This is a genomic window from Streptococcus oralis (assembly GCF_026782235.1).
In the GTDB taxonomy this organism is placed as follows: Bacteria; Bacillota; Bacilli; order Lactobacillales; family Streptococcaceae; genus Streptococcus; species Streptococcus oralis_CC.
Genome location: NZ_JAKUWE010000003.1, coordinates 509,842 through 522,838, shown reverse-complemented (window position 1 = coordinate 522,838; position 12,997 = coordinate 509,842). Strand labels below are relative to the sequence as shown.

Below are 12,997 nucleotides of genomic sequence, written 5' to 3'. Positions count from 1 at the left end.
GAAAAATATCTTAGGGTATTTTATTTTTATAATTGATAGACGTGAACGATATGAACATGTCCTTGCGGGTGCTTAGGAAAAAAATTATAAGTATGTCAAGTTTGGAAAGACTTGATTGTTGGAGGATTTTTTAGATGAACGAATTTGAAGATTTGCTAAATAGCGTTAGCCAAGTTGAGCCTGGTGATGTTGTTAGTGCTGAAGTATTGACAGTTGATGCGACTCAAGCTAACGTTGCAATCTCTGGGACTGGTGTTGAAGGTGTCTTGACTCTTCGCGAATTGACAAACGATCGCGATGCAGATATCAATGACTTTGTGAAAGTAGGAGAAGTATTGGATGTTCTTGTACTTCGTCAAGTAGTTGGTAAAGATACTGATACAGTTACATACCTTGTATCTAAAAAACGCCTTGAAGCTCGCAAAGCATGGGACAAACTTGTTGGACGCGAAGAAGAAGTTGTTACTGTTAAAGGAACTCGTGCCGTTAAAGGTGGACTTTCAGTAGAATTTGAAGGTGTTCGTGGATTCATCCCAGCTTCAATGTTGGATACTCGTTTCGTACGTAACACTGAACGTTTCGTAGGTCAAGAATTTGATGCTAAAATCAAAGAAGTTGATCCTAAAGAAAACCGCTTCATCCTTTCACGTCGTGAAGTTGTTGAAGCAGCTACTGCAGCAGCTCGTGCTGAAGTATTCAGTAAATTAGCTGTTGGTGATGTAGTAACTGGTAAAGTTGCTCGTATCACTAGCTTCGGTGCTTTCATCGATCTCGGTGGTGTTGACGGATTGGTTCACTTGACTGAATTGTCACACGAACGTAACGTGTCACCTAAATCAGTTGTAACTGTTGGTGAAGAAATCGAAGTTAAAGTCCTTGATCTTAATGAAGAAGAAGGACGCGTATCCCTTTCACTTAAAGCAACAACACCTGGACCATGGGATGGCGTTGAGCAAAAATTGGCTAAAGGTGATGTAGTAGAAGGAACAGTTAAACGTTTGACTGACTTCGGTGCATTTGTTGAAGTATTGCCAGGTATCGATGGACTTGTTCACGTATCACAAATTTCACACAAACGTATCGAAAATCCAAAAGAAGCTCTTACTGTTGGTCAAGAAGTTACTGTTAAAGTCCTTGATGTTAACGCTGACGCAGAACGTGTATCACTTTCTATCAAAGCTCTTGAAGAACGTCCAGCTCAAGAAGAAGGACAAAAAGAAGAAAAACGTGCTGCTCGTCCACGTCGTCCAAAACGTCAAGAAAAACGTGATTTCGAACTTCCAGAAACACAAACAGGATTCTCAATGGCTGACTTGTTCGGTGATATCGAACTTTAATCAAATTGATAATCGCAAAATCCTTTGTTTAAAACAAGGGATTTTTCTTTTGTCTCTTTCCCATTTTTGATATAATAGTTCTATGTTAGATTCAGAAAAACAATCACAATATCAATTGTTAAATGAGGAACTCTCTTATTTACTTGAAGGTGAGAGCAATGTTCTTGCCAATCTTTCGAATGCTAGTGCCCTCCTAAAATCTCGCTTTCCAAATACTGTATTTGCAGGTTTTTATCTGTTTGATGGTAGCGAGTTGGTTTTAGGGCCTTTTCAGGGGGGTGTTTCTTGTATTCGCATTCCGCTTGGGAAAGGCGTGTGTGGAGAAGCTGCTGAGTTTCAAGATACTGTTTTAGTTGGCGATGTGAGCACCTATCCAAACTACATTTCTTGTGATAGTATGGCCAAGAGTGAAATCGTAGTTCCCATGCTCAAGAATGGTCGATTGCTGGGTGTCTTAGACCTGGATTCTTCACTTATTGATGATTACAATGCCATTGACCGTGATTACTTGGAACAATTTGTCGCTATTTTGCTTGAGAAGACAGAATGGGACTTTACGATGTTTGAGGAGAAAGCCTAATGTATCAAGCACTTTATCGAAAATATAGAAGCCAGACTTTTTCACAACTGGTAGGCCAAGAGATTGTGGCTAAAACCCTAAAACAAGCGGTTGAGCAGGAAAAGATTAGTCATGCTTATCTTTTCTCAGGTCCTCGTGGAACTGGGAAAACCAGTGTAGCCAAGATTTTTGCCAAGGCTATGAACTGTCCGAACCAAGTGGACGGAGAACCGTGTAATAACTGCTATATCTGTCAGGCTGTGACAGAAGGTAGCCTAGAAGATGTTATCGAAATGGATGCAGCTTCGAATAACGGAGTCGATGAAATCCGTGAAATTCGTGACAAATCTACCTATGCACCTAGCTTAGCACGTTACAAGGTCTATATTATTGACGAGGTCCATATGCTGTCTACGGGAGCCTTCAATGCGCTTTTGAAGACTCTTGAGGAGCCAACTCAGAATGTTGTCTTTATCTTGGCGACCACTGAATTGCATAAGATTCCTGCAACCATTTTATCGCGTGTTCAACGTTTTGAGTTCAAATCGATTAAAACTCAAGATATCAAGGAGCATATTTATCATATTCTAGAAAAAGAAAATATCAGTTCTGAACCGGAGGCTGTGGAAATCATTGCCAGACGAGCTGAAGGTGGAATGCGGGATGCCTTGTCCATTCTGGATCAAGCTTTGAGTTTAACACAGGGAAACGAGCTCACGACTGCTATCTCTGAGGAGATTACAGGCACCATTAGTTTATCAGCACTAGATGACTATGTAGCTGCCTTGTCTCAGCAGGATGTTCCAAAAGCACTTGATTCTCTGAATCTTTTATTTGAGAATGGCAAGAGCATGACTCGTTTTGTGACGGATCTCTTGCAGTATTTGCGTGATTTACTGGTCGTCCAGACGGGTGGCGAAAATACTCATCATAGTCCAGTTTTTATGGACAATCTAGCTTTATCTCAGGGAAGCCTCTTTGAAATGATTCGAATAGCGACTGTGAACTTGGCAGATATGAAAGCAAGCCTGCAACCTAAGATTTATGCTGAGATGATGACCATTCGTTTAGCTGAGATTAAGCCTGAACCAGTGCTTTCAGAAGCTGTCGAAGGTGAAATAGCTGCACTGAGACAGGAAGTCGCTCGTCTCAAACAAGAACTTGCCAATGTTGAAACAGCTCCTAAACAAGTGGCGCCAGTCCCTAGCCGTCCAGCCACTTCCAAGACAGTCTATCGAGTGGATCGCAACAAAGTTCAGACTATCCTGCAAGAAGCTGTCGAAAATCCTGATTTGGCACGGCAAAACTTGATTCGCCTCCAAAATGCATGGGGAGAAGTGATTGAAAGCTTAGCTGGTCCGGATAAGGCTCTGCTCGTTGGTTCTCAACCAGTTGCGGCAAACGAACACCATGCTATTTTAGCCTTTGAGTCTAATTTCAATGCAGGGCAAACCATGAAACGGGACAATCTCAATACCATGTTTGGCAACATCCTCAGTCAGGCAGCAGGTTTTTCACCTGAAATCTTGGCGATTTCCTTAGAGGAATGGAAAGAGGTTCGAGCGGCCTTTTCAGCTAAAGCTAAATCTTCTCAAGTTGAAAAAGAAGCAGAAGACAGTCTGATTCCAGAAGGATTTGAATTTTTGGCTGATAAAGTTAAGGTAGAGGAAGACTAAAGAAAGATTTCATGATACAATAAGTTTATGAATAGACAACAATTTATTATGATAGCGTTATTTACGGCTGCTGAGACTTATTTTTTCAATGAAGCCTGGATGACCGGGCGTTATTTCATGGCAGCCTTTTGGGCCATTCTACTCTTTCGAAATTTTAGGTTAAGTTACGTGATGGGAAAAATTGTAGACACCATTGATCAGCACCTAAATCGCAAGGACTAGCTCCTAGCTTCTAGACAAAATCAAAGCCTTTTAGGCTTTTTTTTGTTATACTAGTAGAGTATATTTATGGACCTTTTCTTGTGTTTTTTGAGAAATGTAAGTGATTTCGCTAAGGATAAAGGAAGTAGGCCAGAAAAAGAAAGGAACTATCATGTCAGTATTAGAGATCAAAGATCTTCACGTTGAGATTGAAGGAAAAGAAATTTTGAAAGGAGTCAACCTGACTCTGAAAACAGGAGAAATCGCCGCTATCATGGGACCAAATGGTACTGGTAAATCAACTCTTTCTGCCGCTATCATGGGAAATCCAAACTATGAAGTTACCAAAGGGGAGGTCTTGTTTGATGGCGTAAACATCCTTGAGTTGGAAGTGGACGAACGCGCGCGTATGGGACTTTTCCTTGCTATGCAATACCCATCAGAAATTCCTGGAATTACTAACGCTGAGTTTCTTCGTGCAGCTATGAATGCTGGTAAAGAAGACGATGAAAAGATTTCAATTCGAGAGTTCATCACTAAACTAGATGAGAAAATGGAATTGCTCAACATGAAAGAAGAAATGGCAGAGCGCTACCTCAACGAAGGTTTCTCTGGTGGAGAGAAAAAACGTAATGAAATTCTTCAACTCTTGATGTTGGAACCAACTTTTGCCCTTTTGGATGAGATTGACTCAGGTCTTGATATCGATGCTCTTAAAGTTGTGTCTAAAGGTGTCAATGCTATGCGTGGCGAAGGCTTTGGTGCTATGATCATTACTCACTACCAACGTCTCTTGAATTATATCACGCCAGATGTGGTACACGTGATGATGGAAGGGCGTGTTGTCCTTTCTGGTGGTCCAGAATTGGCTGCGCGTTTGGAGCGTGAAGGATACGCAAAACTAGCTGAAGAACTTGGCTACGACTACAAGGAAGAATTGTAATTCCCTCGTATCTTTTAGGAGAAGTAAATGACTAAAGAAACTATTAAACTTTTTTCAGAAATGCACGCTGAACCAAGCTGGTTGGCTGACCTCCGTCAAAAAGCTTTTGATAAGATTGAAAGTTTAGAATTACCAGTTATTGAGCGTGTCAAATTCCATCGTTGGAATCTAGGTGATGGAACGATTACAGAAAGTGAGCCATCAGCAAATGTTCCAGATTTCACAGCCTTAGATAATCACTTGAAGTTGGTGCAAGTAGGAACGCAAACTGTTTTTGAACAAACTCCAGTTGAGTTGGCTGAACAAGGTGTTGTCTTTACAGACTTTCACTCAGCTTTAGAAGAAATTCCCGAACTTATCGAGGAATTCTTCATGTCATCTGTTAAGTATGACGATGACAAGTTGGCAGCCTACCATACAGCGTATTTCAATAGTGGTGCTGTTCTCTACATTCCTGATAATGTTGAGATTAAAGAGCCAATCGAAGGGATTTTCTACCAAGATAGCGATAGCGATGTGCCATTTAACAAGCATATCCTTATCATTGCTGGTAAAAACTCTAAGATTAGTTACCTAGAACGTTTAGAGTCACGTGGTGAAGGTAGTGCTAAGGCAACTGCAAATATCACAGTAGAAGTGATTGCACATTCTGGTGCGCAAGTGAAGTTTGCCGCTATTGATCGTCTGGGTGAAAATGTCACGGCCTATATTAGCCGTCGTGGTAAACTAGGCAACGATGCAAGCATTGACTGGGCAATCGGTGTCATGAACGAAGGAAATGTTGTTGCGGACTTTGATAGCGACTTGATTGGGAATGGTAGCCATGCTGACCTTAAAGCCGTAGCTCTTTCAAGTGGCCGTCAGGTACAAGGGATTGATACGCGAGTGACTAACTACGGATGCAATTCTGTCGGAAATATCCTCCAACATGGGGTTATCCTTGAAAAAGCAACTTTGACCTTCAATGGTATCGGTCACATCATCAAGGGCGCTAAGGGAGCGGATGCGCAACAAGAAAGCCGTGTTCTCATGCTTTCAGACCAGGCTCGTTCAGATGCTAACCCAATTCTTTTGATTGACGAAAATGACGTTACTGCAGGACACGCGGCCTCTATCGGTCAGGTGGATCCAGAAGATATGTACTACCTTATGAGCCGTGGCTTGGACAAAGCAACAGCAGAGCGTTTGGTTGTTCGTGGTTTCCTTGGTTCCGTTATTGTTGAGATTCCAGTCAAAGAAGTTCGAGACGAAATGATTGCAACTATCGAAGAAAAATTGTCAAAACGCTAAGGGGAAGCCTATGTTAGATGTAGAAGCGATTCGCAAGGATTTTCCAATTTTAGACCAGATTGTCAACGATGAACCTCTGGTCTATCTGGACAATGCTGCGACGACACAAAAACCACTAGCAGTTCTGGAAACAATCAACCGCTACTATGAGCAGGACAATGCCAATGTTCATCGTGGTGTTCATACCTTGGCTGAGCGTGCGACAGCTTCCTATGAAGCCACTCGTGAAACCATTCGTAAGTTTATCAATGCAGACTCTACAAAGGAAATACTCTTTACTAGAGGAACGACGACCAGTCTTAACTGGGTAGCACGCTTTGCTGAGGAAGTTTTGACTGAGGGAGACCAAGTCTTGATTTCTATCATGGAACACCATTCCAATATCATTCCATGGCAGGAAGCTTGTCGTAAGACTGGAGCAGAGCTTGTCTATGTTTATCTCAAGGACGGAGCTCTGGATATGGAAGATTTGCAGGCTAAGTTGACTGATAAGGTTAAGTTTGTCTCGCTAGCTCACGCCTCAAATGTCCTTGGTGTGGTCAATCCGATCAAGGAAATCACGCAAATGGCTCACCAAGTTGGAGCTATTATGGTGGTGGATGGTGCTCAGTCTACGCCTCATATGAAGATTGATGTCCAGGACTTGGATGTGGACTTCTTTGCTTTTTCAGGTCACAAGATGGCTGGTCCGACTGGTATCGGTGTCCTTTACGGCAAAGAGAAGTATCTTGAACAAATGTCACCAGTAGAATTTGGTGGCGAGATGATTGATTTCGTCTACGAGCAAACTGCTAGCTGGAAGGAATTACCTTGGAAATTTGAGGCTGGAACGCCCAATATGGCAGGTGCTATCGGACTTGCTGCAGCAGTTGATTATCTTGAAAATCTTGGTATGGATGCCATTAAAGCTCATGAGCAGGAATTAATCTCATACGTATTTCCAAAACTGCAGGCCATTGAAGGTTTGACCATTTACGGTTCGCAGGACTTGTCTCAACGGTCAGGTGTCATTGCCTTTAACTTAGGGGATCTTCATCCCCATGACCTAGCTACAGCACTGGATTATGAAGGGGTAGCAGTTCGTGCAGGTCATCATTGCGCGCAACCTTTGCTCCAGTATTTGGATGTACCTGCAACAGCTCGTGCAAGTTTCTATATCTACAATACTAATGCAGATTGCGACAAGCTAGTAGATGCCCTACAAAAGACAAAGGAGTTTTTCAATGGCACTTTCTAAACTAGATAGCCTTTATATGGCAGTGGTGGCAGACCATTCGAAAAATCCCCATCACCAAGGGAAGCTGGAAGATGCTGAGCAAATCAGCCTCAACAATCCAACCTGTGGGGATGTTATTAATCTATCTGTTAAGTTTGACGCAGAGGACCGTTTGGAAGATATTGCTTTTCTAAATTCAGGATGCACCATTTCAACTGCCTCTGCTAGTATGATGACAGATGCAGTTTTGGGCAAGACCAAGCAAGAAATCCTAGGGCTTGCGACTATCTTTTCTGAAATGGTTCAAGGTCAAAAAGATGACCGCCAAGACCAACTAGGTGATGCAGCTCTCTTGTCAGGTGTTGCAAAATTCCCTCAACGGATAAAGTGTGCAACTCTAGCTTGGAATGCACTTAAGAAAACAATTGAAGATCAAGAAAAACAGTAAGACAAGTTTCTTTTGTCTTATGAATCAGTAGAAATGAAGAATGAAAGAAAGGATATTATGGCTGAAGAAAGAGTAGAACCAAAACCAATTGACCTTGGTGAATATAAATTTGGTTTCCATGATGATGTAGAGCCTGTCCTATCGACAGGAAAAGGACTCAACGAAGGTGTTATCCGTGAATTATCTGCTGCCAAGGGAGAACCTGAGTGGATGTTAGAATTCCGTTTGAAGTCTTATGAAACCTTCAAAAAAATGCCTATGCAAACCTGGGGAGCAGACTTGTCAGAGATTGACTTTGATGACTTAATCTACTACCAAAAACCATCTGACAAACCAGCCCGTTCTTGGGATGACGTTCCTGAAAAAATCAAAGAAACCTTTGAACGTATCGGGATTCCTGAAGCTGAGCGTGCCTATCTAGCTGGAGCTTCTGCCCAGTATGAGTCAGAAGTAGTTTACCATAACATGAAGGAAGAATTTGAGAAGTTAGGTATCATCTTTACAGATACAGATTCTGCCCTCAAGGAATACCCAGACTTGTTCAAACAATATTTTGCGAAGTTGGTACCGCCGACTGATAATAAGTTGGCAGCCCTCAACTCGGCAGTGTGGTCTGGTGGAACCTTTATCTACGTACCAAAAGGGGTCAAGGTAGATATTCCGCTTCAAACTTACTTCCGTATCAACAACGAAAATACTGGTCAGTTTGAACGTACCCTGATTATCGTTGACGAGGGAGCAAGCGTCCACTACGTAGAAGGATGTACAGCACCAACATATTCAAGCAACAGCTTGCACGCTGCCATTGTAGAAATCTTTGCCTTGGATGGAGCTTACATGCGTTATACAACCATCCAAAACTGGTCTGATAACGTCTATAACTTGGTAACAAAACGTGCCAAAGCCTTGAAAGATGCGACTGTTGAGTGGATTGATGGTAACTTGGGTGCCAAAACAACCATGAAATACCCATCTGTTTACCTAGATGGAGAAGGTGCGCGTGGAACCATGCTTTCTATTGCCTTTGCCAATGCAGGGCAACACCAAGATACGGGTGCCAAGATGATTCACAACGCTCCACATACAAGCTCGTCTATCGTGTCTAAATCCATCGCTAAAGGTGGAGGAAAGGTGGACTACCGTGGACAAGTAACCTTTAACAAAAGCTCCAAGAAATCTGTTTCTCACATCGAGTGTGACACCATTATCATGGATGACTTATCAGCGTCAGATACCATTCCATTTAATGAAATTCACAACTCGCAAGTTGCTTTGGAACACGAAGCTAAGGTATCTAAGATTTCAGAGGAACAACTCTATTACCTCATGAGCCGTGGCTTGTCGGAATCTGAGGCAACCGAGATGATTGTCATGGGATTTGTAGAGCCCTTCACAAAAGAACTTCCAATGGAATACGCGGTTGAGCTGAACCGCTTGATTAGCTATGAAATGGAAGGTTCAGTCGGATAAGAATATGCAAAATCTGAACAGGAAGAGTTCCTGTTCAGATTTTTTCAAAAAAGAACCTAATAAATATTCACAAAAATGCTTTTATATGGTAAAATAAAACAATTACATTTAGTGGAGATGGAGTATGAATATTTTTAGAACCAAAGATGTTAGTCTGAGACAGACAGAGATGCGTCGCCATTTGAAATTGTGGGATTTGATTCTATTGGGAATCGGTGCCATGGTAGGGACGGGGATTTTCACCATTACAGGAACAGCAGCGGCTACTCTAGCTGGTCCCTCACTAGTGATTTCCATTGTGATTTCTGCCTTATGTGTTTCTTTATCAGCTCTCTTTTTTGCAGAATTTGCCTCTCGTGTACCTGCAACTGGAGGTGCTTATAGTTATCTCTATGCGATTTTAGGAGAATTGCCAGCCTGGATTGCTGGCTGGTTGACCATCATGGAATTCATGACAGCTGTTTCAGGTGTGGCGTCTGGCTGGGCAGCTTACTTTAAGGGCTTACTCAGTGATTATGGTATCTCCATGCCCCAAGCCTTAAATGACACCTTCAACCCTGAACAAGGGACCTATATCGACCTTCTACCTATTTTGGTGCTGACCTTGGTAACAGGATTGGTTTTATTAAATTCCAAGGCAGCCTTACGCTTTAATTCGCTTCTAGTAATCTTGAAATTCTCTGCTCTAGCCTTATTTATCCTAGTTGGTATTTGGTACATCAAACCTGAAAATTGGTCGAATTTTGCTCCTTTTGGCTTTGGCCAGATTTATGGAGGAAGCACTGGGATTATGGCAGGTGCATCTTTGATGTTCTTTGGATTTCTCGGATTTGAGTCTATTTCCATGGCAGTTGATGAAATCCAAAGCCCGCAAAAAAATATTCCTCGTGGAATTGTACTTTCTCTGACAATCGTCACCATTCTCTATGCCTTGGTAACCTTAGTATTGACAGGGATTGTTCACTACAGTAAGCTCAATGTGGACGATGCAGTAGCATTTTCATTACGGAGTATTGGTATCGGTTGGGCAGCCAACTATGTTTCGCTCGTAGCCATTCTCACCCTGATAACGGTATGTATTTCCATGACTTATGCTTTGTCTCGAATGATATATAGCTTAGCACGTGATGGACTTTTACCTCAAAGTTTCAAACAACTAAGCAAGACCAGTCGCGTTCCTAAAAATGCGACCCTCTTAACAGGAGTTGTTTCAGCCCTTGCTGCCGGAGTGTTTCCTCTAGCCAGTATTGCAGCCTTCCTAAATATCTGTACGCTAGCTTATCTCATTTTACTAGCCTACGGAATAGTAAAACTCAGAAAAGATAAGGGTATGCCCCAAAAAGGAGAGTTTAAAACTCCTTTGGTGCCACTTTTGCCAATCCTTTCCATCCTTATCTGTGTTTCCTTTATGCTTCAATATAGTCTAGATACCTGGATTGCCTTTGGTATTGCTCTTGTAGTTGGTCTAGTCATCTACTTTACTTATGGTTATCATCATTCAACCCTCACAGAAGAAAAATAAAAGCTGGGAAATCCCAGCTTTTTAATCTTTCACATAAGTAAAGCCTTCACCCAGAATTTCATGGGCTTCTGTGATGGTGATAAAGGCCTGAGGATCGACTTGGTGAATCATGTCCTTCATTTTGACGATCTCGTTCCGACCGACGATACAGTAAATAATTTTTAAATCTTTCTTACTGTAATAACCTTGACCAGATATAAAGGTCACACCACGGCCAAGCTCCTCATTAATCTTATCAGCCAGTTGGTCAGGATATTGAGTAATGATGATAAATCCTTTGCCAGCGTAACCTCCTTCACCAATCAGGTCAATAACGCGAGCGATGATGAAGTCAAACAAGAGAGTATAGGTCACAAGACGGAGATCTTGGAAAATAAGCAGAATTAACATTAAAATGAAAAAGTCAATTCCAAAAAGCAATTTCCCAATCGAAAGATTGGTGTATTTGTTAAGGATACGGGCAACGATATCAGAACCACCAGTGGTTCCACCAGCATTAAAGATAATTCCTAAACCAACCCCTAGTAAGACTCCTGAGACTAAAGCGACAATGATGAGATCACCTTGCAAGTCGATGTGCAAAGGAATGCGTTCAAAAATTGCTAGCCAAACGGAAAGTGAAATAGATCCTAGAAGGCTGGAGTAGAGGGTCTTAGGTCCAAATATTTTCCAAGCCAGGATAAATAAAGGGATATTAATCAAGAGGTTCATCAATGAGACAGGAATCTTAAAAAGATAGTAGGTAATCAAGGTAATACCTGTCGCTCCTCCCTCAAATAAATGATAAGGAACAACAAAGTAGGTAAGACCGAAGGCATAGATAGCAGCTCCCAAAATAATGGTAATAATCGGTTGAAGTTTTCGAATCATGGCTGTTCCTCACTTTTCTATAGATAGATTATACCAAAAATTCAGTTTTTTTCATCGGATCACTTATGATTTTTTCTTATTTTTTTGATATAATAAAGGAGAAAATCCCAATCCTATCGAGAAGAATAGAAAGATTGAATTATGACACAAGTAAAAATTGTAACGGACTCTTCTGTTACTATCGAACCAGAAGTAGTTAAAGAATTAAATATCACTGTTGTTCCTCTATCAGTTATGATTGATAGTGTGCTTTATTCGGATGCAGATTTGAAAGAGGGAGAATTCCTTCATCTTATGCAACAAAGTAAGAATCTGCCTAAAACAAGCCAGCCCCCTGTAGGAGTGTTTGCTGAGGTCTTTGAAGAACTAGGTAAAGACGGCAGTCAAATTATCGCCATTCACATGTCCCATGCCTTGTCTGGAACTGTGGAAGCTGCTCGCCAAGGGGCAAGTCTCTCAACTGCTGATGTAACGGTCATTGATAGTTCCTTTACAGATCAGGCTATGAAGTTTCAAGTTGTTGAAGCTGCAAAACTTGCTAAAGAGGGTAAAGATTTAGAAACTATTCTAGCACATATAGAAGAAGTGAAGAATCACACAGAGCTTTATATCGGTGTTTCGACTCTAGAAAACCTAGTGAAAGGAGGGCGTATTGGACGTGTGACGGGACTATTAAGCTCACTATTAAATATTCGTGTAGTGATGCAGATGAAAAACCACGAACTCCAACCAATCGTCAAAGGACGTGGTGCGAAAACTTTCAAAAAATGGCTTGAGGAATTAACCAATACTCTTTCCCAAAAATCAGTTGCAGAAATTGGAATTTCCTATGCTGGAACGAATGAATGGGCGAATGAGATGAAGAGTTTATTGCAATCCTATGTTGAGAAACCAATCTCTGTACTGGAAACTGGCTCTATTATTCAAACTCATACTGGAGAGAATGCTTGGGCAATTCTAATCCGCTATAATTCCTAAAAAAATAGAGAAAAATGTTTGAAATGGCGCTTTTGACTTGACCTATGGGCAATTTTAGGATATGATTATATTTGTTAATCAGAAATTATTTGGAGGATTTGTTAACATGGCAAACAAACAAGATTTGATCGCTAAAGTGGCAGAAGCTACAGACTTGACTAAGAAAGATTCAGCAGCAGCAGTTGACGCTGTATTTGCAGCAGTAACTGAATACCTTGCAGCTGGTGAAAAAGTTCAATTAATTGGTTTTGGTAACTTTGAAGTTCGTGAACGCGCTGCACGTAAAGGTCGCAACCCACAAACTGGTAAAGAAATCGAAATCGCAGCTTCTAAAGTACCAGCATTCAAAGCTGGTAAAGCTCTTAAAGACGCTGTTAAATAATGAATTTAGAAAAAGCCTATTGTATCAAGCTTTCTAGCTTGGTCAATAGGCTTTTTTTGTTGCTTTGGGGCATTTTGGGGCAAAGACGAATACTTTTTCATGATA

The 12,997-nt window shown here is 41.4% G+C and carries 13 protein-coding genes; 12 read left to right on the top strand and 1 reads right to left on the bottom strand.

Annotated features, from left to right (window positions below; translation table 11 throughout):
* Window positions 1-134: 134 nt before the first annotated feature.
* The 10 genes from rpsA (at window position 135) to MK396_RS06125 (ending at window position 10,662) form a co-directional block, all read left to right on the top strand.
* Window positions 135-1,337, top strand: coding sequence for a 30S ribosomal protein S1 (rpsA, locus tag MK396_RS06170; protein WP_001001620.1), 1,203 nt, complete (start codon window positions 135-137; stop codon window positions 1,335-1,337).
* An 82-nt stretch (window positions 1,338-1,419) separates the two neighbouring features.
* Window positions 1,420-1,917 carry a GAF domain-containing protein gene (locus tag MK396_RS06165; RefSeq protein WP_061598280.1) on the top strand — a complete coding sequence of 166 codons (498 nt, stop codon included), beginning with the start codon at window positions 1,420-1,422 and terminating at the stop codon, window positions 1,915-1,917.
* Entirely contained in the window at window positions 1,917-3,572 is a 1,656-nt protein-coding gene (dnaX, locus tag MK396_RS06160; RefSeq protein ID WP_268724007.1) for a DNA polymerase III subunit gamma/tau, read from the top strand. Before MK396_RS06165 ends, dnaX begins: the two co-directional genes overlap by 1 nt.
* A 27-nt stretch (window positions 3,573-3,599) precedes the next feature.
* Entirely contained in the window at window positions 3,600-3,794 is a 195-nt protein-coding gene (locus MK396_RS06155; protein ID WP_001081611.1) for a DUF3272 family protein, read from the top strand.
* 151 nt (window positions 3,795-3,945) lie between these two features.
* A complete protein-coding gene (sufC, locus tag MK396_RS06150) occupies window positions 3,946-4,716 on the top strand; it encodes a Fe-S cluster assembly ATPase SufC (protein WP_033606356.1) in 771 nt (256 codons plus the stop codon).
* Window positions 4,717-4,743: 27 nt separating this feature from the next.
* Entirely contained in the window at window positions 4,744-6,006 is a 1,263-nt protein-coding gene (sufD, locus tag MK396_RS06145) for a Fe-S cluster assembly protein SufD (protein ID WP_268724006.1), read from the top strand.
* Window positions 6,007-6,016: 10 nt separating this feature from the next.
* Complete coding sequence (locus tag MK396_RS06140) at window positions 6,017-7,243, top strand: cysteine desulfurase (protein ID WP_268724005.1); 1,227 nt, start codon at window positions 6,017-6,019, stop codon at window positions 7,241-7,243.
* Window positions 7,230-7,670, top strand: a complete 441-nt coding sequence (sufU, locus tag MK396_RS06135; RefSeq protein WP_268724004.1) for a Fe-S cluster assembly sulfur transfer protein SufU — start codon at window positions 7,230-7,232, stop codon at window positions 7,668-7,670. The genes MK396_RS06140 and sufU overlap by 14 nt, the downstream gene beginning before the upstream one ends.
* A gap of 57 nt (window positions 7,671-7,727) precedes the next feature.
* Window positions 7,728-9,140 carry a Fe-S cluster assembly protein SufB gene (gene sufB / locus MK396_RS06130; RefSeq protein WP_268724003.1) on the top strand — a complete coding sequence of 471 codons (1,413 nt, stop codon included), beginning with the start codon at window positions 7,728-7,730 and terminating at the stop codon, window positions 9,138-9,140.
* 124 nt (window positions 9,141-9,264) lie between these two features.
* Complete coding sequence (locus MK396_RS06125) at window positions 9,265-10,662, top strand: APC family permease (RefSeq protein WP_268724002.1); 1,398 nt, start codon at window positions 9,265-9,267, stop codon at window positions 10,660-10,662.
* 21 nt (window positions 10,663-10,683) lie between these two features.
* On the opposite strand, the gene MK396_RS06120 is transcribed toward MK396_RS06125, so the two are convergent.
* Entirely contained in the window at window positions 10,684-11,532 is an 849-nt protein-coding gene (locus MK396_RS06120) for a YitT family protein (RefSeq protein WP_268724001.1), read from the bottom strand.
* A 141-nt stretch (window positions 11,533-11,673) separates the two neighbouring features.
* On the opposite strand from MK396_RS06120, the gene MK396_RS06115 reads away from it, so the two are divergent.
* Both MK396_RS06115 and MK396_RS06110 read left to right on the top strand, forming a co-directional pair.
* Window positions 11,674-12,510: a DegV family protein gene (locus tag MK396_RS06115; protein WP_268724000.1), complete on the top strand. Its 837-nt coding sequence runs from the start codon at window positions 11,674-11,676 to the stop codon at window positions 12,508-12,510.
* Window positions 12,511-12,616: 106 nt separating this feature from the next.
* Window positions 12,617-12,892 (top strand): HU family DNA-binding protein, encoded by a 276-nt coding sequence (locus MK396_RS06110; protein ID WP_001284630.1) that lies wholly within the window; start codon window positions 12,617-12,619, stop codon window positions 12,890-12,892.
* The last annotated feature ends 105 nt before the right edge of the window (window positions 12,893-12,997 follow it).